The organism is Corynebacterium sp. HMSC070H05 (assembly GCF_001837615.1).
In the GTDB taxonomy this organism is placed as follows: Bacteria; Actinomycetota; Actinomycetes; order Mycobacteriales; family Mycobacteriaceae; genus Corynebacterium; species Corynebacterium coyleae.
In genome coordinates, this window is sequence record NZ_KV833341.1 from 300,367 (window position 1) to 325,017 (window position 24,651).

A 24,651-nucleotide genomic window follows, 5' to 3' on the forward strand; every position below is an offset into this window, starting at 1 on the left:
TCTCCCAGGGTTGTGTCGGTTAGTGGGGGACTAGTTCCTGATGCCGGCCGGGTCGTGGATGACGCCGAAACGGTGCAGGGTTGCGGAGATGGCCTGCTCCAGTAGGTACGGGAGCAACTCACGTCGACCGTCGATGAGCGCCGGGCTATCAAAAACAGCGGTGGTGATGTCGCCGTAGATGTCTGCTGGGGCATCACCGATAACGCGGATGCGCGACGGGGTGCCTTCCACACGGTTCGCATCGACCGTGATCGCAGCAGCCTCCAGATCCGGGGCGATTTCCGCAGGAGCAACGACGCGGATCTCGGAGCCGGTGATCGCTGCTGCGAGCAGCTGGCGGTAGACATCGCGCAAGCGGTAGTTCTCTCCGACGTAGATCACGACCGGCTCGAGCGTGTTGCGGTAACGGAAGATGTTCGCCTCCGAGCGAAGACCGGAGTGGTCGTGACCACGACCGAACTCGCGGTCCCATGCGCGCTGGTCATACTCAGCAGCACGGGAGAGCCAGCCGTAATCCTCTGCATCGACGTTCGAGCGGAACGCCTCCAGCAGCTCCTGGATATCGGCGGAGATGCTCACGCCCGGCGACGGAGCCACACCATCGCGGTCACGCCACGTGCCCATCTGTGCCACATAGTTCGGGCCACCAGCCTTCGCGCCTGGGCCGACCGAGGACTTCTTCCAGCCACCGAACGGCTGACGCTGCACGATTGCACCGGTGATACCGCGATTGACGTAGACGTTGCCAGCTTCCACACGGTCGAGCCAGGTATTGATCTCGTCGCCGTCAAGGGTGTGAATACCCGCAGTCAAGCCGTAGCCGGTGGAGTTCTGCCACTCAATAGCCTCATCGAGGTCCTTGGCGTGCATGATGCCCAGGACCGGTCCGAAGCACTCGTTCTGGTGGTACCAGGAGCCAGGCTTAACGTTGTCGCGGATACCGGGGCTCCAGAACTTGCCTTCATCATCGAGCTTCTTCGGCCGGAGCAACCACTTCTCGCCCGGTTCGAGCTTGGTCAAACCGCGCTGCAGCTTCTCGCCCGGAGCTTCAATCAAGCCGTTCATCGTGGTGGAGAGCTCGGTGCCTGGGCCGACCACGAGAGTGGAAGCAGCGTCAAGGAGCTGGCCACGAATACGCTCAGACTCGGCCGCGGAGCCGACGAGAATTGCCAGCGACGCCGCGGAGCATTTCTGGCCGGAGTGGCCGAATGCCGACAGATACAGGTCGTTGATCGCCAGATCCGGGTCGGCGGACGGCGTGATGATGATGGCGTTCTTGCCCGAGGTCTCAGCCATGACGTTAAGTTGCGGGTTCCACGACTTAAACAGCTGGGCTGTCTCAGATGCGCCGGTGAGGATGATGGCGTCCACGGCGTCGTCGGTAAGCAGTGCCTTGCCCGCCTCACCTTCGTCAGCGCGAACGTACTGCACCGTATCCGGGTCGATGCCCTTCTCTGCGAAGACTGCCTGGATGCAATCCGCGATCAGCTTGGCACACTGCGTTACCTGCGGTGCCGGCTTCAGGACCACAGCGGAGCCTGCCGCCAACGCCGCCATGACACCACCGGTCGGAATAGCGACCGGGAAGTTCCACGGCGGAACAACCACCGTGAGCTTGTTCGGTTCGAACTCTGCCTCAATGTCGTCGAGGTGACGGGCGCTATCTGCGTAGTAATCGCAGAAGTCAATAGCCTCGGAGATCTCCGGGTCGGACTGGTCGACAGTCTTGCCAGCCTCGTGCGCAGCAACGGAGATGAACTCGCCACGACGGCGCGCGATCTCGTCACCAATCGCCTCGAGCACTTCTGCACGCTCGTTCGCGGACAGCGCGCCCCACGCCTTCTGCGCCTCGAGTGCGCGCGCGATGTTGTCGCGGATAGCAACCGGATCGGTGATCTCCTCACCGGTGTCGATCGATGGCGGAGTGCTCAGGTGCTTGATCGCCCAAGCACGGTTGGCCTCAAGGGCAGGATCCGTATCCGGCTCGTTGAAGAAGCGGCCGGTCGTTGCGGAAGCATGTGCGACGTGGCGCTCAGTTTCCGTATTACGGTCTTGCGTGCGGTTCGGGCCATTGTGCACGTCCCAACGGTTGCCGACAGCCCAGCGGAAGACGTTCTCTTGCTCCTTAATCGGATCGCGGTCCTCAGTCTTCGGAGCGAACAGGGCATGCAGGAAGTTTTGCGGGGCAGCGTTCTCTTCGAGACGACGCACCAGGTAGCTCACCGCCACGTCGAAGTCATCGCGGCCGACAACCGGGGTGTACAGGATCTGGTCGCCGTACACCTCGCGCACGATTTCCTGCTGCGCAGGGGACATGCCCTGCAGCATCTCAGAGTCGATCATCGCGGTGACACCGCGACGCTGTGCCAACTCGTATGCCAACGCAGACGTGAACAGGTTGTGCGAAGCGATACCGATAGAAACCGCATCTGCAAACTCAGGGCGCAGGATGAAATCCAGCAGGCGGTAGTAGTTTGCGTCCACCTCATCCTTGGTCAGGTACGGAGCCTGCTCCCAACCCTTGACTTCAGCGTGGTGGCGTTCCATGGACAGGTTCGCACCCTTGACCAGACGGATCTTGATCTTGGAGCCACCGTCGGCCACACGCTTCTGGGCGAAGTCGGCCAGGTACTCGAGTGCACCAAGCGTGTCCGGCAAGTACGCCTGAAGCACAATGCCGCCCTGGTAGTCCTTGAACTCCTCCTCGCTGAGCAGCTGCGTGAACACGTCCAGCGTGAGATGCAGGTCGTGGTACTCCTCCATGTCCATGTTGATGAACACCTGAGGGCTACGGTCGCGCGCAGCGCGGTACAGCGGGCGGATGCGGTCCTTGACCAATCGAACGCATTCGTCGTAATCCCAGTGGTTGAGCTGCGACACCATCGACGAAGCCTTGACCGACACGTAGGTCACACGTGGGTTTTTGATCAGGTTGAGCGTGCGCTCTGCACGATCTGTTGCTTCCTTCTCGCCGAGGACGGCCTCACCGAGCAGGTTCAAGTTGAGCTGCTCGCCGCGCTGCTGCGCGTTGTCGAGCAGCTTGTTCAGTGCGTCACTTTCGGCATCGAGAACCAGGTGGCCAACGAGCTGGCGGAGACGGGCACGTGCCGCAGGAACAACTACGTTTGGCAGGAATGGGCCGACGAAAGCACCAATTCCGACGAGTAGGGAGTTGATCTGGCCGAGGAATCGGGCGTCGACACCGCGCGTGATCGCCCGCAGTGCGTGTGCTGCGACACGGTTGCTTTCCGGGCGCATGACGCGGTCAACGAAGTCCATGGTGAAGCGGACACCGTTTTCGTCGCGAAGCAACTCAGCGAGCTGCTGGGTGGAGGCGTCGTCGGCGTCTGCTTCGGCGGTAGCTTCCATCCAGTGGTAGGCGCGAGCAACAGCTGCCTCGATTACTGCCTCGAGGTCATCGCTATTCGACGGCGCGATCTGGTTGGTGCTCAGTTGTGGCATTTGTGTTCCTTATCACTCATAACTGACCAATGTGACAGGAATTAAGATAAGGCACAACTGCGATTTTCAATGCAATTAGATGCCGTCGCACGAGTCGTGCGAGGAAACCTGCAGCGCACAGCGTTGACGGGTGGGGAAAACGGGGGATAAAAATAACCCCGCCACATGCATAGTGCAGTGACGGGGTTTGAAACGTTGGTGCGTTACAGGCCACCGAACGGGCCGCGCAGCGGGTCGAATGGCTTGATCGTCTCGTCGATCTCGCCGGTCACAATCTGCTTTGCCAGCATCTTGCCGGACAGCGGGCCCAGGATGATGCCCCACATGCCGTGACCACCGTTGGTGTACACGTTTGGCACCTTCGTCGCGCCAACCAGTGGGAGACCGTCCGGAGTGACCGGGCGGGAACCGACCCACTCGTCCTGGCGATCTTCCCAGTCGATGCCACGGAAGAACGGCTTCGTCGAGTGAATCATCGAGGTAATACGGCCTGGCTGGAACGGCTCATCCGGGCCGCGGAACTCCATCGTGCCTGCGATGCGGAAGCGACCCTGGTACGGGGTGCAGGCGATCTTTGGATCCGGCAGATACACCGGGCAGGTAGCAGGCTCAGCTGTCTCAACCGAGAAGGAGTAGCCGCGACCAGCCTGAATCATCGTGTTCACACCAAGCTGTTTAGCCAAGGACGGAAGCCACGCACCGGTTGCCAAAACAACGTTGTCGGCCTGCAGCCACTCCCCGGTGGAAAGCTTCACGGCTGGCTTGCGGGTGGAGGTGACCTCTACGACCTCAACACCCGTCGTGATCTTGCCACCGCGCTCGATAATCGAATCTGCAATGGCCCGGCAGTACGGACCCGGCTCGATGAAGCGCTGACCGCCCATGCGGTAGGTTGCGCCGACCTTCTCGGTCAGCATCGGGGCGTCAGTGCGGGCGTCGTCAAGCGTGATCTGCTCGAAAGGAATATCTTGGCCGTGACGCTGAGCGCCTTCGACTTCCTTGAGGAAGCCGGCGGCTTTGCCCTCGTTTTCGAAACCGATGATGAACGGACCCTCATGTGTGGAGGCCTTCACACCACCTGCTTCGAGCTCGTCGAAAGCAGCGAGGGAAGCAATATCTGCCTTAGTGAGGCGAGCCATGGTCTTGTCCCATGCGCGTCCCGTCGCGTGTGCCATGAAGTTGGCGCAGAAGCGCCACAGCTTCGGGTCGAAACGCACCGGCACATCCAAAGCAGCGTGCTTATCAAACAGTGCGGTCGGGCCGTATGCCCACAGGCTCGAGTTGGACAGCGGGATCGTCTTGCCCGGTGCCAACCAGCCGGCGTTGCCCCAGGAAGAACCGGCCGCAACATCGATGCGTTCGAGAACTTCCACCTCATGGCCATATTCCTGCAGATGCCATGCGGTTGACAGACCGGTCATGCCGGCGCCGACAACAATTGTGCGCGTCACGTTGTGCTCCTTGTCACGCTAGAACCAAAGTTTGCCCCACACAATCTAGCCGGGGTGGATGTGTTTTGGGGCAAATTAGAACTTTCCGTTTCATGCGAGCACTTCTACTGCCCCCGAACCTCCAACGAGGAGACCCGAACCTCACCCGCTTCATCGGATGCGTCGAGATCCACCACACCGTGAATCTGGAACGCGTGGTCGCCTTCGGGGTCGTTAATAATCTGGGTGACCTGCCAGGATCTGCCGGATTGATCACCGATGTGGAAGAATTCAGGACCGCGTGCGTCTGGGCCAAGATCGACATCGTCGTACTCGTCGAAGTAGTCGTCCATCGCCCCCGGCCAATCCACCCGCTCGTCTGTTTCTAGGTAGTCGAGCATCTCGGCCAACTCATCTTCTTTCTCATAAGCGAACAGTTCGACCATTCGGAAGAAGTAGTTGCGGACCATGATTGTGAACGCACGACGGTTGGCGGTCAGTGCGGATGGGTCTTGTACACCAAACGCCAGCTCTCGGTCGATGGTTTCCTGGCTGACAGGTTCGTCTTCTCCGGTCATGTGCGCCCATTCGTCGATGAGCGACGAGTCCACCTGACGAATCATCTCGCCGAGCCATACCACGATGTCCTCGAGCTCGTCGTTCATGTAGGCATCGGGGATGGAGTAGGAGAGCGTGCGCCAAGCATCGGTGAGGTAGCGAAGCACCACACCCTCGGAGCGCGCCAGCCCATATGTGGAAATGAGATCGGAGAACGTCATTGCGTGCTCGATCATGTCCCGCACCACAGACTTCGGCGACGGCTCGAACTCCTTCGCCCACGGGTTGCCCTGGGTGAAGGTATCGAACGCTTCGTCCAACTCGTCGGCCAATGGCTTCGGATAGGTGACATCCTCAATAATCGCCATGCGCTCGGTGTAGTCAACACCTTCAGCCTTTAGCGCAGCAATTTCTTCTCCACGAGCGGCTTTCTCTTGCGCTTGGAGGAGTTGCCTCGGGTCGTCGAGGATCGCTTCAAATGCTGAGATGACATCAAGGGTGTATGTATCCGATTCCGGATCCAGCAGGGTAAGAAACGCCAGTGCGAACGGAGCGAGAGGTTGATTTAGCGCAAAGTCGCGGTCGAGCTCCTGCGTCAGCGTGTATGGGCGAAACGCGGGAGAGTCCGGAGTACGTTCCACCACTCCAGCGTTAATCAGCCCACGGAATAGCTCCACTGCGGTGAGGATGTCCCTGTTCTGCTTCGCACGGTTGTCGTGGTTGTCGCGCAGTAACTTGCGCATGTGCTCGTAGCCGTCACCAGGGCGTGCCACCACGTTGAGCAGCATCGAGTTGCTCACCTTGAACTGGCTTGTCAGCTCTTCGGGTTCAGCGACCTTCAGACGTTCAAAAGTGTTCTCAGACCAGGAAACTTCACCGTCGCGGGCAGATTTCTTCCGTATCTTCTTGAGTTTCTTCGGATCATCACCCGCCTTGCGGCGCAGCTTTACGTTTTCTATCTCGTGTTCGGGTGCTTCCACCACTACAGTGCCTTCGGTGTCGTAGCCTGCGCGACCTGCGCGGCCTGCGATTTGGTGGAATTCACGCGACTTCAAGATGCGCTGGCGAGTTCCGTCGTATTTGGCCAACCCAGTGATGAGCACTGTACGAATCGGCACGTTAATCCCCACACCGAGCGTGTCTGTACCGCAGATGACCTTCAGTAAGCCGGTTTGGGAAAGCCGTTCGACAAGGCGACGGTACTTCGGCAACATGCCTGCGTGGTGGATTCCGATGCCACGACGCACAAGTTTGGACAGCGTCTTGCCAAACGTGGTGGTAAAGCGGAAATTGCCAATCTCTTCAGCGATCCGCTGCTTTTCCTCATCCGTAATGATTTTCATGCTGGTCAGCGCCTGCGCTCGTTCGGTGGCTTCGCGCTGAGAGAAATGCACAACGTAGATCGGTGCCTTGCCGTCGGCGAGCAGCTCCTCAATCGTCTCGTGCACCGGCGTGAACACATAGTGGAAATCCAGCGGAACGGGACGCTCAGCGCCGCCCACATAAGTGGTGGTGCGCCCGGTGCGTTTCGTCAGGTCCTCCTCGAGCCACGCAGTATCGCCTAGTGTCGCCGACATCAGCAGAAACTGTGCCTTTGGCAACTCGAGGAGCGGAACCTGCCAGGCCCATCCGCGCTCCGGCTCGGAATAGTAATGGAACTCGTCCATGACGACCTGGTCGATCCGTGCATGCTCGCCCTCTCGTAGCGCGATATTTGCGACGATCTCCGCTGTGGCTGCAATGATTGGCGCATTGGAGTTCACCGTTGCGTCACCGGTCATCATGCCGACGTTTTCAGCGCCGAAAATCTCGCACAGCGCGAAAAACTTCTCGCTTACCAGTGCCTTAATCGGCGCCGTATAAAACGATCGTTGTCCACGGGCGAGGGCAATGAAATGCGCCGCGTTGGCCACCATGGACTTCCCGGATCCAGTTGGGGTAGCCAAGATAACGTTGTCGCCAGCGAGCAACGCTAGCGAAGCTTCCTCTTGAGCAGGGTAGAGGCTGATACCGCGGGACTCGGTCCACGAGGTAAACGAGTCCCACACCACGTCCTCGAAGAGGGACTTAGGTGCTTCGGCAATGTCGGAGAGCATATCAGTGAGCGTCACGCTCACCACCGTAGCTGACCGCCCCGACATCCCATCAGCATTTAGGATGTTGCGCCGGTGTCACCTTCGCTGTCGTCGTCACTGTCGCCGTCACCTTCTTCAGCGTCGGGGTCGATGAAGTAGTAGTCACGCAAGCGCCGATCAGTGTCCTCATCGTGAGGCAGACTGCGCTGTTGACCACGGTTGCGGTCTCGGTCCTCGATGGCGGTGAGGTAGTTCTCAAAAGCCTCGCTGATTTCCTCACCCGAGGGCATCTGTGCCTCACCGGGCATCATGGCTTGCGGGTGGTGGCGACGGTATTCCTCCATCTCCTGGTCATAGTGTTCCTCCAAGGCCTGGACCACATGGGTGATCTCAGCGGAGTTCGTCGTTTGTTCTGCAAGTTGCTGGGAGACCCGCTTCATGTCGCCTTCCAACGAACCAAGCGGGAAGGTCAACGTGGTGGAATCCTCTACCGACTGCAAGAGCTGGAAAGTTGCGTGCGGGTACGGAGAAGCAGCGACATAGTGCGGGACGTGCGCTGTGTAGCCTGCGACATTTCGCCCACGCTTGTGGAGTTCGCGCTCAATGAGAATTGCGGCGGAGCCAGGAACGCTCACCATACCGTCGAAGGTGTACATCGAGCCGACGAGGTCGGTGTCGTTGCCGTGTGCTGATACCACAAGGGGGCGAGTGTGTGGCGCGCCCATAGGGGCAGCGTAGAGGCAGATCGTTTTATCCACGTTGAAACGCTCGACGAGGTCGGCGACTGCATTGCTAAACGCTTCCCAGCGAAGATCCGGTTCAGGCCCGGACAGGAGCAAGAAAGACTTGCCCTTGCTGTCGCGCAGGACCCGCATATCGAGTTGCAGGTCTGCAACGTCTGCGATTTCAGCATGGGCGAGTGTCACCGTTGGGCGTCGTGAGCGGTAGTCGATGAGCTCGTCGTTGCTAAACGTCGCCACCGTATGGGTCTCTAGCGCGGCCTTAAGATGGTCGGCTGCAGACTCAACTGCGTGACCTGCGTCGGCGTAGCCGTGCATGGCAATAATCAGCGCCGGGCCCGATTGGGAGGTGCTGTCCACGGTGGGCGAGGGGTACTCAAGCTCGTACATCTGCTGATCGTAAGTCACGGTTGTAGATCTCCTGAAATGGTATCGCTGATTCCCCCACCACAACGAAGGAAGCGAGCAAAACATTCCCCGTTATGTTTTTGGATGGAACCGAACACTGCTTCAGTGCGTCTGATATTTATGACAGACACTCAACCACAAGGAACTCATTCATCGGATGGTGCTGGCGCGGCGCACCACGACACCTACACATTGCAATCGCCCGCGCACTTGATTGCATCACTTCCTGGAACTCTCGGGTACTTTCCAACTGAAACCGTTTCGCTGATCACCTTGCAAGCGCGTCCGGGGGAACCTGACATCTTGGATGTTGGGCCGTACTTATGCTCTGATTTGGGCAGCACAGAGCAGCTTCGCAACATGCTTGAGCAACTGCCAATAACGCAACGTGTGGCGACGTTTGGCGTGATCATTAGCCGAGTCCCTGATTCGGAGATGGTCAAACAGGCCATTAAGGAGTTGCGAGACAGTTATCAGGGGATTGTGCCACTGGTCGACGCGTGCTGGTTAGTTTCGGAAGTCGCTGATGGCACCCCGTACCGCCTCGCGTTCTCCAACGAGACGGAGAACGCACAGATCTGGGGGTGGGAGGACACATTCGCTTCGGGTACGGTCGCTTCGGTGATCGCGTCGCCGGCGATGCGGCCGTACATCGATAACGGCTTGCTGCCGGAGCTCGATCGCGCGGATACGTTCGAGCACTTCGACCCGCTATTGCTCAGCGATGCTGTGCGTTGCGACGAGGTCGCGCCCGCTGCGTATCGACGAGGCCTTGACCTAATGGATCTGGTCTCAGTGGCACCTGCTCTTGCGCGCCGGGACGTCGAGCGGGCCTGCGAGCTCTTCGTCTCAACGCCAGCGGATTCGATCATTGACGGGGATGGATACGTTGAACTGAGCGATGTGTTTCAGTCGGATGACGAAGTCGAACTTATCGCCGCGATGCTGAGCAGAAGCCGGTTGCGCGACTGCTTAATCGTCGACGCGCTTGCATACCCGTTCGGGGCATCCGCGGTGATGTTGTGTATCGCGAGGAACTTCACCGGAGCCATTCGGGCCAACGCGTTGTGTCTTTGGGCGATGGTTGCCCTTTCCCAACGCTTGTACGCATGGGCGGGCACTGCGTTGCGGTGCGCAGACGAGGAAGTTCCAGGTCATGCGCTGTCGAATCTGCTGCTGCAAGTGATGCTGGCGGGCAAGGCAGAAGAGATTCTTGAAGTGAGCAGTCGAGCATGCAGAGACACGTGGCTCGAATTCGGAGGTTAACGCGCCGAGTGCGAACGGCTTCCCAGTTCGCGGGTGAACGCCCATGCGTCCTCGACGATTCGGCGTAGATCTGTGCGGGTGGGGTTCCAACCAAGCTCACTTTTGATCTTTTCGGACGACGCGATGAGCACAGCCGGATCGCCTGCACGGCGAGGAGCTACCTCAGCTGGGATGGGATGGCCGGTGACTTCGCGACACATCTCCACAACTTCTCGCACCGAATAGCCAGCACCGGAACCAAGGTTATAGATCTTGTGTTGGCCAGGCGTGTTGTTTTCCAAAGCGAGCATGTGGGCGTCGGCGAGGTCGCGGATGTGAATGTAGTCGCGCACGCAAGTACCGTCGTTTGTTGGCCAGTCATCGCCGTACATCATGATCTTGTCGCGGTAGCCCATGGCAACCTGCAACACAATGGGGATGAGGTGGGTTTCAGTGATGTGGTTTTCACCAACACCGTTGTGTGCGCCGGCGACGTTGAAGTAGCGCAGACTCGTTGCGCCGAGGCCGTACGCATTGGCGTAGGACGTGATTGCGTGGTCAATCGCTAGCTTGGAGGCGCCATAGGGATTCGTTGGACGTGTTGGCGCATCTTCGGTAATCGGCACGGTGTCTGGTTCACCGTAGGTGGCAGCGGTCGAGGAAAACACCAGGGATTTCACGTCGTGCTTGCGCATTGCGTCGAGCAACGCGAGTGATACTCCGACATTGCCATGCCAGTACTTGGCGGGATCCTCCATCGACTCGCCGACAAGCGAGCGTGCAGCGAAATGCAGTACGCCATCGACGTCACCGTCAGCCAGTACGTCGTCGATAACATCGACAATGTTTCCCTCAACGAGCACAGCCTGCTCAGGGACAGCGTAGCGGTTTCCAGTGCTGAAATCGTCGATAACGGTGACGTCGTGGCCTGCTTCAAGCAGTGCTTGCGCGCACACACTTCCGACGTATCCTGCGCCGCCTGTGACTACAAGTTTCATGGGGTTTCTCCTCGAATCGTTAGTTGAGCGGTTCGACGCGCAGCGCGTGTGCTAGCTCAGATGGAAGTACAACAGTTTCTCCGTTGGCGGTCTTGACTTCCAGCGCGCCGTCTTCAAATGGAGTCAACGTCACTTCTTGGCCGACGAAGTGACCGATGCCTGCAAGGGAGACACCGTCTGTCAACGGGACCTGAAGAATTTCCGAAATCTGCACAACACGCGCTCTGGTCGGTTCCTGGATTCGAAGATCGGTCGCTCGAGTTCCGCGTGTCTCGGGCACCCCCTGTGGTGCTCCCAGCTCTTCCAGTGCGGGGATCGGGTTACCAAATGGGGAGTGGGTGGGGTTATCCAACACTGCGACAAGGCGACGTTCGACCTCTTCGCTCATGACGTGTTCCCAGCGACATGCCTCGTCGTGCACTTTCTCAATATCAAGGCGCAGCACGTCGGTCAGAAGACGTTCCGCGAGACGGTGTTTGCGCATCACCGCGGTTGCGAGTGCGCGCCCTTCCTCAGTGAGGGAGAGGGAACGGTCTTGCTCAACAACGATAAGTCCGTCGCGCTCCATGCGTGCCACAGTTTGCGACACGGTGGGGCCAGACTGCTCAAGCCGTTCAGCGATGCGAGCGCGAAGGGGAGTGATGCCCTCTTCTTCCAGCTCGTAGACCGTTCGCAAGTACATTTCTGTGGTGTCGACGAGGTCACGCACGGTTGTTGGTTCCTTCCACTCGACGAGGCAGCAGCTGTTGCTGCTATAACGAACGTTCGACAAATACTGTAGCCCAGCGATAGTGACCTAAGTCCCATCACTGGGCGTAGTTGTTGTTTTTCCTAATGGCTACATTGCGTAATCGCGAAGACGGTCTGCACGTTCGCCCACACGAAGCTTCGCCATGACTTCGCGTTCGATCTGACGTACGCGTTCCCGGGATAGTCCGTACTGTCGGCCAATCTGGTCCAAGGTGCGCGGCACACCGTCAGTCAGTCCATAGCGCATGCGGATGACATCCTGTTCGCGCTGCTCAAGGCCGTTAATGATGTCTTGAATGTCGTCATGGCGCAGCGTAGTCACGACGGCGTCTTCGGCGTCGGTGGCTTCCGCGTCCTCGATGAAGTCACCCAAAGGCGCCTCTTCATCTGCACCGACCGGCATATCCAAGCTGACGGGGTCGCGGGATTGGCGCAGCAGCATTTCGATCTTGGACTCTTCGATGCCGGACTCTTCGGACAGTTCCTCGTTCGTCGGCTCACGGCCGAGAGATTGATACATTTCGCGACGAATACGTGAGAGCTTGTTGACCTGTTCGACAAGGTGCACAGGGAGGCGGATTGTGCGGGACTGGTCAGCCATACCTCGCGTGATTGCTTGGCGGATCCACCAGGTGGCGTAGGTGGAAAACTTAAAGCCCTTGGCGTAGTCAAACTTTTCCATCGCACGAATAAGGCCGAGGTTGCCTTCTTGGATGAGGTCCAACAGTGGCATTCCGCGGCCGGTGTAGCGCTTCGCAAGCGATACGACCAGGCGCAGGTTCGCCTCGAGGAGGTGCGCGCGCGCCTTGCGGCCTTGCTTAGCGAGGATTGTCAGGTCGCGCTTTTTTGCCCGGGTGAGTTTCACCTCCGGATCGTCGAGAAGATGCTGAGCGTAGAGGCCAACTTCGATCTGTTGGGCAAGCTCGACCTCTTCTTCAGCGTTGAGTAGGGCGGTTTTGCCGATGCCGTTGAGATAAACGCGTACAAGGTCTGCGGATGGGTTGTCGTTGGTCTGATTACGTCGGCTACCGCGGTCGACGTTCTCTTCTTTTTCTGTGGCACGATCCGGCTGGGTCATGTGACAACGCCTCCTCGGACTGGGGTGAAACACTTCATGTTGCATCGGTGCAATCTGATAGACCAACGATCCGAGGTGAAGAGGTGTTCCCGCGGGCACCATTTATATTCACTGAGCGTTACGTTTCTACCAACACGGTGAACGGCCCTTCGTTGACACTCTGGACTTGCATGTTGGCGCCGAATCGCCCTTCTTCGACATGAATTCCGCGTTCACGCAGTGCCGACGCGATCTTTGCGATGATTGGCTCCGCAACTTCGCCAGGGGCAGCGTCTCCCCACGATGGGCGGCGACCCTTGGCAGTGCGGCCTAAAAGCGTGAACTGGCTGACTAAAAGCACCGGAGCATTGACGTCTTCAACGGACTTTTCCCCGTCGAGAATGCGCAGTTCTGCAATTTTGCGGGCCATCTTTTGCCAGGCTTCTTCGTCGTCTTCGCGGCCAACGCCGACAAGGGCGAGGATTCCGCCTGTCTCAGCGCAATTGATAGCGCCGACAACGTCGCCGTCGACGGTGACGGAAGCCTCGGAAACGCGGGTCAGGACGGCTTTCACAGGATATTCCTCTGTTTCTGATCAGATAGCGGCGATTTCTGCGGGTAGGACAACGCCATGACGGACAAGATCAACTATGGCTGCCGAGCTGGATTGCTCAAGCTCATGTAGTGCAGCCTCGTCGTTAATACCGTTGGCAGCAGCGTAGAGCCCAGTGACGTCGCGAAGCGCAAGGCCTTGCGGGTGCAGCCCACGAATAACGGAGAGCACCCCAGCATCCACGGTATGGGTAAACCGTGGCCCGTCCGTGCGAGTCACACGGATGACCTCGGGTGCGAAGCCGATACCGGTTTCGGTGTCGGCCAAACTGACCTCCTCAAGCGCGACCCCTGGGCGCAGCATGTATTGGGCATCAAGAACTTCGGCGAAGGATTTTCCACGCAGCCAATCGCTACGCAGGAAGTATTCTTCAACCTCCGGTGCTAAGCGGTCAGTGAAATGCTGGGATAGTTCCTCAGCGGTGACCTCAGTTGCGGCATCGCCGATATCTTCCAAGACAATCCACCCGAATCCGATTCCAGTGACGTTATTTTGCGCAAAGTGCTCCAGCCACCGTTCGGTGCGTTCGATGCCTTCAGTAGAGCGGGGGTCGATGGATTCGTCGCGAAGCCACGTGGAGATGTACATCCCTGGATCCACAACATCGCGCTGCAGCACCCAGGCGTTCACTCCTGTGCTGGGCAACCACGACGCCACCCGAGACTGCCAGGACGCATCCTTGCTGTGCACCCAGGAACCCAGGATGAAAGCACGGCCGCCTTCGGCAAGATGTTCCACTGCGCCGGAGACAACGAGCTCGGAGGCCGCATCAAGATCCAAGCCTGAATCGCGGTAGACATGGCCCACCTCGGGTAGTCCGACAACAAATGGGGGGTTGGCCACAATGCGGTCGAACCGTTCGCCCGCAACAGGTTCAAACCAACTTCCTTGCCTCAGTTCCACATTGTCTACACCGTTGGCAGCAAACGTCGCTCGAGCTAAGTCCAGCGCTCGACCGTGAACATCTGTCGCGACAACTCTCTTAGCAACGTGGGCCTGTGCAAGTGCCTGCACCCCCGAACCCGTTCCCAAATCCAAAACAGACGACACCGGTGTCTGAGGCGCAGCCGAAAGCAGTGATAAGGAAGCGGCGCCAACGCCGAGAACATGATCGTGTCCTGGGACGATGTCGGTCATCGACGCATCGAGATCGGAAAAGACAAAGCGCTCCTCATCTGCGATCACATGCGGGCGCACATCGAGTGCGATGTGAAGTTCGGCATTGTCGGTTGCAGGGGCGACCACGCAGTCGTCGATAAGCAGCTGCACAAGCTCTTGCGACAGCACATCACTGAGTTCCGCTGCGGTGCATGGCTCGCGCAAGATAAAAAACCGGATCAACCGCGACAAACGGGACCCATCCTGGCACGCGTGGCGCACTACTCCAGGCTCACCGCGAAACATCGCCTGCGTCGCGGCTGGCCCAAGGTGCTCAGCAATCCCTACGGACGTAAAACCGGCCTTTGCCAATGCTTGGGCAAGAGTTTTCGCTGTCTCCGGGCTTACCGTTACTGAATCACTCATCGTTGTCTCCTGTTGCATCATCCCCACCGTCGTCGTGATCGATGATATCGGGCACGTTTGCCGTGCTTGACGACGAACTCTCGAGCGCCGTACGACGAGAATTCTCCAACCGAATCTCCTCACGCACTACCGCAGGCTTGTACACGTTTTTTGAGCGTGCATCCCGCTTCTCGCCCTGTGCGTTGCCCAACACCACCGCAATCCAAGGCAGCGGTACCGAGACGACGAACAATATTGCCGCCAGCACCCACCAGCTCATCCACGCAGCCCAGATCGCGGCGAGGATGAACGGTAGGCGAAGCCCCTGCAAAATGGCGTACTGCTTCTCACGAGACTGCCGGTTTTGTTCAGGACTCGTCACCGCGTCTGTGATCAAAGCGCGGGCCATGCGACGACGCCGACGCGAGTGAGGCACAGAGGAGTCGACGACATCCTCGGCTTGAGCGTCAACCGTCTGATCGTCCTGGCTCAAACTAGAGAACAACCCGTCACGGGCTCGGTCCCGCGGATCAGAATCGGGGGAAACGTTCTCATTGGTGCTCATATGCGTCGAGGTTAGCCCTCCGGCTTAACCTCTCGCTCAATTTGGGGCATGATAGAGCGCGTGAACACGACGACGAAGACACTTGAACGCCCGGATTTGCGGGAAGATACCTCGTCGACAACCGACGACGGAACCCCGAAGTTTTTCCACTACGTCAAAAAAGACCAAATTGTCGACTCTGCGATTTCCGGCAAAATGGTCGTCGCCCTGTGTGGCGAAACCTTCCCGGTGAAAAAACAAGCAAAGCCCGGCTCTCCGGTGTGCCCGGACTGCGAGCGGATCTATAAGGGGCTGCGCCGCAAGTGACAGCCGCGTCTTCTGGGCCTTCGCTGCGCAAATGGCAGCAGGAGGCCCTCGATTCGTTTCTGAGTACCAAGCCACGCGACTTCATGGCTGTGGCAACGCCCGGCGCAGGTAAGACCACCTTCGCGCTCACGCTTGCCTCGACCCTGCTCGCTGACCGCACCGTCCAGCGCATTATCGTCGTCGTACCAACCGAGCACCTCAAGCACCAGTGGTCGGACGCCGCCAAGCGGTTCGGAATGTCGTTGGACCCAAACTTCACCAACTCTTCGGCAGTCAACGCCGCCTACGACGGCATCGTCGTCACGTATGCGCAAGTAGGTATGCACCCCTTCAAACACCATGCTGTCGCTTCAGCACGACGCACGCTGGTGATTCTCGACGAGATCCACCACGCAGGTGACTCCAAGAGCTGGGGTGATGGTGTCTACGAGGCATACAACGACGTCGAACACCGACTCGCTCTGACCGGTACACCATTTCGTTCCGACGACTCCCAGATCCCTTTCGTGCGCTACGTCGAAGACGGCGCCGGCCACCTCGTCTCAGAATCGGACTACACCTACGGCTATTCCCACGCACTGGCCGATGGCGTCGTCCGACCCGTGGTGTTCCTTGCATACTCGGGCGAAGCACAATGGAAAGACTCAGCAGGGGAGGAGTACTCAGCTCGCCTCGGCGAACCACTGAACGCCGAACAAACCGCACGTGCATGGAAGACCGCACTGGACCCGAAAGGTGACTGGGTCGCAGCCGTCCTTAATGCTGCACACACCCGCCTGATGAAAGTCCGCGCAAACATGCCAGACGCTGGCGGACTAGTCATCGCCACCAACAAAACCACCGCCCGCGCATACGCGAAGATCCTGGAAAAACTTTCCAACACCCCAGTCACGCTCGTTCTTTCCGACGAACCAGGCGCCTCCGATCGAATCGACGAATTCTCAGCATCTCGCGACGAATGGATGGTCGCTGTCCGCATGGTGTCCGAAGGCGTCGACGTGCCACGCCTATCCGTCGGCGTCTACGCAACCTCAGCATCCACACCATTGTTCTTCGCCCAGGCCATCGGACGCTTCGTCCGTTCCCGCATGCCCGGCGAATCGGCCTCCGTCTTCCTGCCCTCCGTCCCAGTGCTGCTGCGCCTGGCTGAGGAAATGGAAGTTTCTCGCGACCACGTCCTAGGCAAACCTCACCGCGAATCCGGCTGGTCCGACGAACTGCTCGAGCAGGCCAACCGCACCCAAAACGAACCCGACGAAACCTCCGGATACGAAACCATCGGAGCATCGGCGGAGCTCGACTCGCTGATCTTCGACGGATCCACCTACGGCACCCCAACAGTCGCCGGCTCTGCAGAGGAACAAGACTTCCTCGGACTGCCCGGCCTCCTCGACGCCGAGCAAGTACGCACCCTGCTGGCCAAACGCCAGGCCGACCAACTCGACGCACGCGATGCTGAAGAAAAAGCGCGCCGGGCAGAGGAACGACGCGCTCGTGAACGAGCGGAGATCCTCGGGGAGCCGCAGAAGGTAACACAGCCGGTGGAGGAGACTCCCCAAAGTGCAACTGCAGCTGACGAACTCCCTCAGCTACGCAGCGAACTCAACGCGCGCGTATCCATCGTCGCCAGCAAAACTGGTCGCCCACACGGTGCGATCCACACCGAGGTACGAAAGGCCTGCGGAGGTCCACCGACTGCACTGTGTAGCGCGGAACAGCTCCGAGAACGCATCGCATACCTTCGTGACTGGTGACACCGAAGTCGGTACAGTGGGCGGGCACATTACGTAAAACGAGGAGAAACGAATGACTGACCGCTACAACCCCAACGGTTACCCGAACGACCCGAACGGCCACCCTGAGGGAGTCTCGCCCTATAACCAGCCGCAGCCGGAAGGCTACGACACAGCGAACAACTACGCCGGCTATGAGGCACCAGCGGGCTATGACACGGCCCAGAGCCCCTCCGCTTACGGCGCGCCCTACGGCACAGCGCCGGTAGGGGAGCAGAAACCTAATGGCGTTGCAATGGCAGCCCTGATTTTCGGCATTCTCTCGATCCCTGCCATGTTCACGTTGTTCGGTGCCATCATTCTTGGTGTCATCGCGGTGATCCTCGGCATCGTTGGTATCCGTAAATCGAAGAACATCGTGGGGCCGGGTTCCCGCAAAGGCATGGCGGTGACCGGCCTGGTCCTAGGCGCTTTCGCAATGATCGCAACTGCGGTGATGATCTTCTGGGGTGTGTACTTTGCCAAGGACATCATCGGCGATTGTGAACAGTACCAATCGGACAACGCTGCATACCAGAAGTGCATCGAAGATGGCTTCAATGAAAAGATAAATGAAATGGAAGGGTCCTCGAACTAAAGACCGCGGTGATACTCGCCGTAAACGAGTAGCACCGAGTAAAGCGCAAGCTCAGCGCCCCGGCAGATACATGATCTGGCCGGGGCGCTGAGCTTTGTCGCGTGAAAATTTAGTCCAGGTAGTCGCGCAACACCTGGGAGCGCGACGGGTGACGCAACTTCGACATCGTCTTCGACTCGATCTGGCGGATACGTTCACGCGTGACGCCGTAGACCTGACCAATTTCATCTAAGGTGCGCGGCATGCCATCGCTCAAGCCGAAGCGCAGGCGAACGACGCCAGCCTCACGTTCGGTGAGCGTGTGCAGAACGTCTTGCAGCTGATCCTGTAGAAGCGTGAAGGACACGGCATCCACGGCAACGACTGCCTCGGAGTCTTCGATGAAGTCGCCGAGCTGGCTATCGCCCTCGTCACCAATCGTCTGGTCGAGCGAAATCGGCTCACGAGCGTACTGCTGGATCTCGAGGACCTTCTCCTCGGTGATATCCATTTCCTTTGCCAGTTCGAGCGGCGTTGGCTCGCGACCGAGGTCCTGCAGCAGCTCACGCTGAATGCGGCCAAGCTTGTTGATGACCTCGACCATGTGCACCGGAATACGAATGGTGCGGGCCTGGTCTGCCATAGCACGCGTAATTGCCTGGCGGATCCACCACGTGGCATAGGTGGAGAACTTGTAGCCCTTGGAATAGTCGAACTTCTCAACGGCACGGATGAGGCCAAGGTTTCCTTCCTGAATCAGATCCAGGAATGCCATCCCGCGGCCGGTGTAACGCTTGGCCAGCGACACGACGAGACGCAAGTTCGCCTCGAGCAGATGGTTCTTTGCCTTACGGCCATCACGAGCAACCGCGCGGAGATCACGCTTTACCGCAGGCGTGAGCTTTGCATCCTTGTCGCCTTCTGCAGCAGCACGTGCCATCTCGTCGAGACGGTGCTGTGCGTAGAGTCCTGCCTCGATGCGCTTCGCAAGAGAGACCTCTTGCTCTGCATCGAGAAGTGCAACCTTGCCGATTTGCTTGAGGTAGGCACGAACAGAGTCCGCGGATGCGGTCAGCTGAGCATCCTTGCGTGCTTGGCGCAGGGCAGCGGATTCTTCAATGTCCCAGACAGAAGAACCGTCGTCCTCTTCTTCCTCGTCATCTTCGTCTTCGGTCTCGTCGGCGTCGTCCATGGCACCGTCGAGATCTTCGTCGAACGCGTCGTCCTCATCGTCGCCCATGTCCGGGTCGTAATCCTCGGCATCTGTCGGATCCAAGGACTCGTCGTCCGCGCTTGTTGCCTCGAGATCCTCGGTCTCGGCTTCGTCCGCCGTCGCTGCAGCGGTTTGAGCAGCCTTTGTGGTGCGCTTCGCCGCAGACTTACGGACAGTTTTCTTCGCGGACTTCTTTACCGTCTTCTTGGCTGTCTTTTTCGCGGTTTTCTTCGCAGTCTTTTTAGCAGTCTTTTTCGCGGTTTTCTTCACTGCTTTTTTGGCTGCTTTCTTCACCGTCTTCTTGGCAGGCTTCGAGTCGGTACCGGAACCGTTGCTCTCGCCACCGTTTGACGGATCCACAGGCTCGCCATGAACGGTGTTGTTGCTTGAAGCTTCGCTGGCTACCACGTACGCCCTTTCGACTCATCAGACTATCTCGGGGCCGGGACCTCGCAAGAGGTTCGGCCCACAACCACTGCGATGTGCACTTCATCGTTGTGAAGTGCAGTTGGTGCAGTGTTTGCTACCACTGGAAAACCAGGGTACGCAAGCACATAAAAATTTTCAGAACGCCCATCCTAGCAAGCAGGTGAACGTTCCATTTTTATGTGCCTACTGCACGTATGGGCGCGTAGCCCGAATATGCAGAATGTCAACACCCTACAGGATTTACCTATGAGGTGAGCCAGCGACATGACCGGCACCGGCCTTGGCAGCGCCCACGATGCCTGCTCGATTCAGTAACTTGGCCACAACTACTGGAGTGTTGACGTTCAGCAGTGGAACCCACTGGTCACTGTTTTCCGAAACACCGCCGCCAACGATGATGACATCCGGGTTGAGGAGTCGTTCGTATTCGCAAAGAACAGTTTCCACGCGCTTGGCCCAATCGTCGTAAGAAAGGCCTTCCCTCGTGCGCACGGCGGATGAAGCAAGGTGTTCGGCCTCCGTGTCGTCGATAAGCAGATGCCCGAGCTCGCTATTGGCAAAGAGCTGACCGTTAGCTAGAAGCGCTGAGCCGATACCCGTGCCAAACGTCAGAAACAAGGCAGAGCCGCGCTGTGCTTCGGGGCATCCGAAAGACACCTCCGCAAGCCCGGCTGCGTCGGCATCGTTGAGCACAGTGACATCGTGGTGCCCCAGCACGGTAGAGAAGAGCTCAACCACATCCGTGCCCACCCAAGTCGGGTCAATATTCGCCGCAGTGCGAGCAATGTTGCGGACAATCACGCTCGGAAGCGCAATCCCAACCGGGCCTGACCATGCTGCTTGACGCGTTAACTGCGCGACCGCCTCTGCAATAGCGTCAGGGGTCGCCGGTTGTGGCGTAGCCACCTCAAGTCTTTCACCGTGAAATTCGCCACTGTGAAGGTCGACAACCGCAGCCTTCAGGGAGGAGCCTCCAACGTCAACTCCAAAGCCGAACCGGGATGAAGGGGAAACTGAGCGCGACACGTGCGACTCGTTGTGTGGTTGAGGTGAGGTCATGTGCGCAGTGTACAAACTTGCACCCTTGTGCGGATGATGTCGAAAAAATGAGTTTCTACCAGCAAAGATGACAGAAGCATGGACGTGCTTTAGTATTCCGCTCAAATGTCGCGTGTAGAGGCGCGATCAAGCACGACGTTGAGCTGGAGGAACATCAAGCATGGCCACCGATTACGATGCGCCGCGCCGCCGCATGGACGACGACATCGAAACCGACTCCCTCGAAGGCCTGAAGGCAGCAGAGGTTGCAGGCAGCAGCATGGACGATGATGGGGAAATCGTTGAGCCTGTCGAGCCCCCGACGCAGGACCTCTCGGGTGAGGAACTCAATGTTGAGGTCAAGCCACGCCAGGAAGACGAATTCACCTGCGCGTCCTGCTTCTTGGTGCAAAAGAACAAGCGCCTCGCCTATGTCGAGGACGACGGCTCCAAGATCTGCCTCGACTGCGAGTAATTAGTGTCAGGCGGCGCAAGCCGTTATCCGCTCCTCGTGGGGATTAGGAGCGGTCCTTAAGGCCCGGAACGAATGCATCAAGCACGGCTTCCGGGTCTTTTGCTGAAATAAGCCAATACGGCGTCGGATCCTCAGGGTCATCGAGCACGAGAAGAACATGCTCGGGCACCCACGACCGCGTGATGAGGAACGCTGCCGGATCGAGTTGCCTACCCAAAGCATTCTGGCGGGCGGAAGCCGGCACAACCGTCGCGCGGTCCACGACCGTACTGGGCAAGTTCGCATCCCCGGCGAGCAACCAGCGGGTCCCGTCAGGGTCCTGCTCAACGGTTAGGGTGTAGCGCGACAGCCATACTAAAAACCAGACCGCCAACGCGCCTGCGACAACAAAGCCGCCGACAAACCACCACATGTTGCGGTTCAGTGCGAGCTCGCCTGCGAGGAGCAGCGTCAGGCCTGCAACTGCAGCCCACCAGTACCAAGGCACCCATTGGCGCTCGGTATACAGCACTTTCGCTGCATCCGGAGCGGAAGTGTCGGAAGGATTCACTGGGTTCGTAGTCACCCCTCATACCTTAGGCATTGATATCGGAGGAACCCAGCTGCCGTATGGTTGGCAGCGTGGAAGAGCAACAATCAATCGCGCGTATCGACGACACCATCGGCCCAATCGCAGTTAAGCGACTTGACCCTGATTTGCCCTTGCCTCACCGGGCTCACCCGGAAGATGCCGGAGCTGACCTTTACTCCGCAGAGGATGTGACGCTCCAGCCAGGTGAGCGAGCGCTTATTGGCACAGGAATTGCGATTGCGCTTCCTGTAGGCACAGTGGGATTGATTCACCCGCGTTCCGGGCTCGCAGCAAAGCAGGGCTTGAGCATTGTAAATACTCCCGGAACCGTCGATGCAGGGTACCGGGGCGAGCTCAAGGTGTGTCTCATTAACACCGACCGGTCTGAGCCGATTGTCATCACACGTGGAATGCGTATCGCACAACTCGTCGTGCAACGTGTGGAACTGGCAAGCTTTCAAGAAGTGGACGAGCTCGATGAGACGGTCCGAGGCGCTGGCGGCTACGGATCGACCGGCACGAACTAACTCTGTGTCGCTCTGGGGGCTACAGTCTTTAGCGACGAAAACGTACTGAGAATTTAGAGGAGGTACCTGCAATGGCAATCTGGCCGTTCAGGAGGAAGAAGAAAGCCGAAACAACCCCGGAACCGCAGAAGGTTGTAGAGGAGTCAACCGCGGCACCGGCAGCGTCCGAGGCTGAGGCGCCCGAATCGGTTGCTGATACCCAGTCGGCATCTGCTACGGCAGATGCGCAGGTAGAGGCGCCGGAGCTTCGTGTGGCAGAAGGCGTGCAGGTCCTTACAGATTATGACCCGATCAATGGCTCCACGGGTCCGTTCGATGGCGATAACGTCAACATTGATGACTTTGACTTTTCGGACTTCTCCCAGGCCACGCTGAACCTCGGATCCATCCGGATTCCACTGCCGAAGGAATCCCAGGTCCAGGTGGAGATGGGCGAGCAGGGCCCCAAGATGGTTCACATCGTCACCCGCTTCGGCCGCCTGACCCCGGTGGCGTTTGCTGCTCCGCGAACCGGTGGTTTGTGGGAGGAATCTTCCGACGAGATCATCGAAGGTATGCGTTCTGAGGGTATGCCCGTCGAAATTGAGCAGGGGCCCTGGGGTCAAGAGATCGTAGGAACCGGCACTAACGGCGTCATTCGAATCATCGGTGTGGAGGGGCCGCGCTGGCTCTACCGAGTGACACTTGCTGCTCCGTCCGGTTCGGAAGACCAGCTTGCGCAACTTGGTCGTGAAACGGTCGCGCGCTCGTTTGTTTACCGTGGCGACGACCCGATTCTTGCTGGAAACTCTCTCCCCGTTGTGCTTCCTGAGCAGCTGGCAAAGCAGGTGCAAGAGGCTGTGGAGGCGCGTGCTCAGCAGGCTCAGGGCGCTCAGGAAGCCCCCGCGGAGGGTAACCCGAACGTGCTGAGCGACGCGTTGCAGAAGATCATCGCTCAAAATGTCGAAGGCCAAAAGCAGCTCCGCGAATTCCGTGAGGCGCAGCGCGCTCAGCGCCAAGCCGGACGCGGTAAGTCCGAGTAGCTGTGACTGACGAGATTACTGCCGGCCTCGTGCTGAAGTTGTCTGTGAGGGCAATGGCGCACGGGGGAGAAGGCATCGCCGACGCCCCAGACGGGCGCGTCGTTTTCATCGCGGGCGCAATTCCCGGCGACACGGTTGAAGCGCGACTGACCCGTGTGAAAAAACGCTGGGCACGTGCAGAGCTTGTCAAAATAGTGGATCCATCGCCTCACCGGGTCAGATCGGCTTGTCCTGCGGCAGCAGCAGGTGCGGGGTGCTGCGACTTCGCGCACATTGACCCGGCGGTGCAGGTCTCGCTCAAACGCGACGTTCTTCTTGGCCAACTCGGTGCGCTTGCGAGCAAGAGTGGTGTTGTCGAGGCGGATGTCGTCGAGAAGCAATTGCGGGTTGTGGAGCTTGATCCCAGAACTGGTTGGCGCACCCGTGTCCGCATGGGCGTCGACCCGCAAGGACGAGCCGGAATGCGTGCACTGAAATCGACAGACGTTGTCGGTGGTGTCGTGTGTAGTCAGGTCGCGCCGCAAGTGCTCGACGGCATCATTGGCGACGACGCGGCTCGATACACGCCCGGCAGTGAGATTGTGGCGGTCGTGGATTTCCGCGGGAAACGTCACGTTGTGGAAACACAGTCGGCGCAGCGTGGCCGACGCGTTGAGCGTATTCACAAGGTGCTTGAAGGCCCGGGGTTGGTCACCGAGGTGGTAGACGGTCACGAGTTTTCCTTTCCCCCTACAGCATTTTGGCAAGCGCACCTCAACGCGGCGCAAACCTATAGCGACCTCATTAAAGAATGGGGAAGCGACAACTACATGCACCGTAACGGATGGGATCTGTACGGAGGCGTCGGTGCATTTGTGCCTGCGATCAATGAGGCAATCGGCGGCGGCAGGATCGACAGCGTTGATTACTCCGCTTCGGCGACGGCGAACCCACAGCCAGTGGAAGACGAGTTTGATGTGCATCGCCACAATGTGAAGGTGGAAGTTGGAATCAGCGAGCTTCCGGCTCCGGGACTTGTTGTCTTAGATCCGCCCCGGTCAGGGGCAGGGCGTGATGTCGTCGACAAGATTGTGCAAGCGGCTCCAGAACGCATCATTCACATCGGTTGTGATCCAGCAACCTTTGCGCGCGACCTCGCAGGCTTTGGCGCGCACGGATTTAGAGTCGAGCACATTGCTCTTATCGATGCTTTTCCCAATACTCACCATTTTGAGGTCATGGCATCACTTGTGCCTGACCACAATGGTGGTGCGGAGGAATAGGGCCAACCAATTTCGGAGTGTAAGCTGACCAGAACCGATTCCGCACTACGCAACG

Annotated in this window: 21 protein-coding genes; 8 read left to right on the top strand and 13 right to left on the bottom strand. The window is 58.8% G+C overall.

Features of this window, described 5'->3' with window-relative positions; genetic code table 11:
- Window positions 1-30: 30 nt before the first annotated feature.
- The 4 genes from HMPREF2617_RS09655 to HMPREF2617_RS09670 form a co-directional block, all read right to left on the bottom strand.
- Complete coding sequence (locus HMPREF2617_RS09655; protein ID WP_070840593.1) at window positions 31-3,462, bottom strand: bifunctional proline dehydrogenase/L-glutamate gamma-semialdehyde dehydrogenase; 3,432 nt, start codon at window positions 3,460-3,462, stop codon at window positions 31-33.
- A 203-nt stretch (window positions 3,463-3,665) separates the two neighbouring features.
- Entirely contained in the window at window positions 3,666-4,913 is a 1,248-nt protein-coding gene (locus tag HMPREF2617_RS09660) for an NAD(P)/FAD-dependent oxidoreductase (protein WP_083284800.1), read from the bottom strand.
- 104 nt (window positions 4,914-5,017) lie between these two features.
- Complete coding sequence (locus tag HMPREF2617_RS09665) at window positions 5,018-7,546, bottom strand: DEAD/DEAH box helicase (protein ID WP_070840622.1); 2,529 nt, start codon at window positions 7,544-7,546, stop codon at window positions 5,018-5,020.
- A 56-nt stretch (window positions 7,547-7,602) separates the two neighbouring features.
- Window positions 7,603-8,655: a PAC2 family protein gene (locus HMPREF2617_RS09670; RefSeq protein WP_070614511.1), complete on the bottom strand. Its 1,053-nt coding sequence runs from the start codon at window positions 8,653-8,655 to the stop codon at window positions 7,603-7,605.
- 138 nt (window positions 8,656-8,793) lie between these two features.
- Here HMPREF2617_RS09670 and HMPREF2617_RS09675 point away from each other — a divergent pair, with 138 nt between their 5' ends.
- The gene (locus tag HMPREF2617_RS09675) at window positions 8,794-9,939 is read left to right on the top strand and encodes a DUF4192 domain-containing protein (protein ID WP_208856596.1); all 1,146 of its coding nucleotides are present in this window, start codon (window positions 8,794-8,796) and stop codon (window positions 9,937-9,939) included.
- Here HMPREF2617_RS09675 and galE read toward each other — a convergent pair.
- From galE to HMPREF2617_RS09705, 6 genes are all read right to left on the bottom strand, one after another.
- The gene (gene galE, locus HMPREF2617_RS09680; protein WP_070422349.1) at window positions 9,936-10,916 is read right to left on the bottom strand and encodes a UDP-glucose 4-epimerase GalE; all 981 of its coding nucleotides are present in this window, start codon (window positions 10,914-10,916) and stop codon (window positions 9,936-9,938) included. The genes HMPREF2617_RS09675 and galE overlap by 4 nt on opposite strands.
- Window positions 10,917-10,935: 19 nt before the next feature.
- Window positions 10,936-11,625 (bottom strand): metal-dependent transcriptional regulator, encoded by a 690-nt coding sequence (locus HMPREF2617_RS09685; protein WP_070422350.1) that lies wholly within the window; start codon window positions 11,623-11,625, stop codon window positions 10,936-10,938.
- Between the two features lie 129 nt (window positions 11,626-11,754).
- Complete coding sequence (locus HMPREF2617_RS09690) at window positions 11,755-12,744, bottom strand: sigma-70 family RNA polymerase sigma factor (protein ID WP_070422351.1); 990 nt, start codon at window positions 12,742-12,744, stop codon at window positions 11,755-11,757.
- A gap of 118 nt (window positions 12,745-12,862) precedes the next feature.
- Window positions 12,863-13,297, bottom strand: a complete 435-nt coding sequence (gene dtd, locus HMPREF2617_RS09695) for a D-aminoacyl-tRNA deacylase (protein WP_070422352.1) — start codon at window positions 13,295-13,297, stop codon at window positions 12,863-12,865.
- Between the two features lie 21 nt (window positions 13,298-13,318).
- Entirely contained in the window at window positions 13,319-14,860 is a 1,542-nt protein-coding gene (locus HMPREF2617_RS09700; protein ID WP_070840595.1) for a DUF7782 domain-containing protein, read from the bottom strand.
- Window positions 14,853-15,404 carry a DUF3099 domain-containing protein gene (locus tag HMPREF2617_RS09705; protein ID WP_083279411.1) on the bottom strand — a complete coding sequence of 184 codons (552 nt, stop codon included), beginning with the start codon at window positions 15,402-15,404 and terminating at the stop codon, window positions 14,853-14,855. The genes HMPREF2617_RS09700 and HMPREF2617_RS09705 overlap by 8 nt, the downstream gene beginning before the upstream one ends.
- A gap of 48 nt (window positions 15,405-15,452) precedes the next feature.
- On the opposite strand from HMPREF2617_RS09705, the gene HMPREF2617_RS09710 reads away from it, so the two are divergent.
- The 3 genes from HMPREF2617_RS09710 to HMPREF2617_RS09720 are packed head-to-tail and all read left to right on the top strand — an operon-like array spanning window position 15,453 to window position 18,080.
- Window positions 15,453-15,710, top strand: a complete 258-nt coding sequence (locus tag HMPREF2617_RS09710) for a DUF3039 domain-containing protein (RefSeq protein ID WP_070422354.1) — start codon at window positions 15,453-15,455, stop codon at window positions 15,708-15,710.
- Window positions 15,707-17,464: a DEAD/DEAH box helicase gene (locus HMPREF2617_RS09715; RefSeq protein ID WP_070451288.1), complete on the top strand. Its 1,758-nt coding sequence runs from the start codon at window positions 15,707-15,709 to the stop codon at window positions 17,462-17,464. The genes HMPREF2617_RS09710 and HMPREF2617_RS09715 overlap by 4 nt, the downstream gene beginning before the upstream one ends.
- Window positions 17,465-17,516: 52 nt before the next feature.
- Window positions 17,517-18,080: a DUF4190 domain-containing protein gene (locus tag HMPREF2617_RS09720; protein WP_070451290.1), complete on the top strand. Its 564-nt coding sequence runs from the start codon at window positions 17,517-17,519 to the stop codon at window positions 18,078-18,080.
- A gap of 109 nt (window positions 18,081-18,189) precedes the next feature.
- Here HMPREF2617_RS09720 and HMPREF2617_RS09725 read toward each other — a convergent pair whose 3' ends face one another.
- Window positions 18,190-19,632, bottom strand: a complete 1,443-nt coding sequence (locus HMPREF2617_RS09725) for an RNA polymerase sigma factor (protein WP_070816247.1) — start codon at window positions 19,630-19,632, stop codon at window positions 18,190-18,192.
- A gap of 309 nt (window positions 19,633-19,941) precedes the next feature.
- The gene (ppgK, locus tag HMPREF2617_RS09730) at window positions 19,942-20,760 is read right to left on the bottom strand and encodes a polyphosphate--glucose phosphotransferase (protein WP_070614508.1); all 819 of its coding nucleotides are present in this window, start codon (window positions 20,758-20,760) and stop codon (window positions 19,942-19,944) included.
- A 160-nt stretch (window positions 20,761-20,920) separates the two neighbouring features.
- Between ppgK and HMPREF2617_RS09735 the strand changes: the two genes are divergently transcribed.
- A complete protein-coding gene (locus tag HMPREF2617_RS09735; protein ID WP_070422359.1) occupies window positions 20,921-21,214 on the top strand; it encodes a DUF4193 domain-containing protein in 294 nt (97 codons plus the stop codon).
- 43 nt (window positions 21,215-21,257) lie between these two features.
- Here the strand turns inward: HMPREF2617_RS09735 and HMPREF2617_RS09740 are convergent, their stop codons facing one another.
- Window positions 21,258-21,779, bottom strand: a complete 522-nt coding sequence (locus HMPREF2617_RS09740) for a DUF3093 domain-containing protein (protein ID WP_070422360.1) — start codon at window positions 21,777-21,779, stop codon at window positions 21,258-21,260.
- 56 nt (window positions 21,780-21,835) lie between these two features.
- On the opposite strand from HMPREF2617_RS09740, the gene dut reads away from it, so the two are divergent.
- The 3 genes from dut (at window position 21,836) to HMPREF2617_RS09755 (ending at window position 24,596) form a co-directional block, all read left to right on the top strand.
- The gene (gene dut / locus HMPREF2617_RS09745; RefSeq protein ID WP_224212648.1) at window positions 21,836-22,312 is read left to right on the top strand and encodes a dUTP diphosphatase; all 477 of its coding nucleotides are present in this window, start codon (window positions 21,836-21,838) and stop codon (window positions 22,310-22,312) included.
- A gap of 71 nt (window positions 22,313-22,383) precedes the next feature.
- Window positions 22,384-23,334 (top strand): DUF3710 domain-containing protein, encoded by a 951-nt coding sequence (locus HMPREF2617_RS11750; protein WP_083279413.1) that lies wholly within the window; start codon window positions 22,384-22,386, stop codon window positions 23,332-23,334.
- A gap of 2 nt (window positions 23,335-23,336) precedes the next feature.
- Window positions 23,337-24,596: a class I SAM-dependent RNA methyltransferase gene (locus HMPREF2617_RS09755; RefSeq protein ID WP_246821729.1), complete on the top strand. Its 1,260-nt coding sequence runs from the start codon at window positions 23,337-23,339 to the stop codon at window positions 24,594-24,596.
- The last annotated feature ends 55 nt before the right edge of the window (window positions 24,597-24,651 follow it).

What these genes read in the sequence shown, in the direction of transcription:
- HMPREF2617_RS09655 (WP_070840593.1), bottom strand. Translation starts at nt 3,462, where the DNA reads ATGCCACAACTGAGCACCAACCAGATCGCGCCGTCGAATAGCGATGAC.
- HMPREF2617_RS09665 (WP_070840622.1), bottom strand. Translation starts at nt 7,546, where the DNA reads ATGCTCTCCGACATTGCCGAAGCACCTAAGTCCCTCTTCGAGGACGTG.
- HMPREF2617_RS09670 (WP_070614511.1), bottom strand. Translation starts at nt 8,655, where the DNA reads ATGTACGAGCTTGAGTACCCCTCGCCCACCGTGGACAGCACCTCCCAA.
- HMPREF2617_RS09675 (WP_208856596.1), top strand. Translation starts at nt 8,794, where the DNA reads ATGACAGACACTCAACCACAAGGAACTCATTCATCGGATGGTGCTGGC.
- galE (WP_070422349.1), bottom strand. Translation starts at nt 10,916, where the DNA reads ATGAAACTTGTAGTCACAGGCGGCGCAGGATACGTCGGAAGTGTGTGC.
- HMPREF2617_RS09690 (WP_070422351.1), bottom strand. Translation starts at nt 12,744, where the DNA reads ATGACCCAGCCGGATCGTGCCACAGAAAAAGAAGAGAACGTCGACCGC.
- HMPREF2617_RS09700 (WP_070840595.1), bottom strand. Translation starts at nt 14,860, where the DNA reads ATGAGTGATTCAGTAACGGTAAGCCCGGAGACAGCGAAAACTCTTGCC.
- HMPREF2617_RS09705 (WP_083279411.1), bottom strand. Translation starts at nt 15,404, where the DNA reads ATGAGCACCAATGAGAACGTTTCCCCCGATTCTGATCCGCGGGACCGA.
- HMPREF2617_RS09710 (WP_070422354.1), top strand. Translation starts at nt 15,453, where the DNA reads ATGATAGAGCGCGTGAACACGACGACGAAGACACTTGAACGCCCGGAT.
- HMPREF2617_RS09720 (WP_070451290.1), top strand. Translation starts at nt 17,517, where the DNA reads ATGACTGACCGCTACAACCCCAACGGTTACCCGAACGACCCGAACGGC.
- ppgK (WP_070614508.1), bottom strand. Translation starts at nt 20,760, where the DNA reads ATGACCTCACCTCAACCACACAACGAGTCGCACGTGTCGCGCTCAGTT.
- HMPREF2617_RS09735 (WP_070422359.1), top strand. Translation starts at nt 20,921, where the DNA reads ATGGCCACCGATTACGATGCGCCGCGCCGCCGCATGGACGACGACATC.
- HMPREF2617_RS11750 (WP_083279413.1), top strand. Translation starts at nt 22,384, where the DNA reads ATGGCAATCTGGCCGTTCAGGAGGAAGAAGAAAGCCGAAACAACCCCG.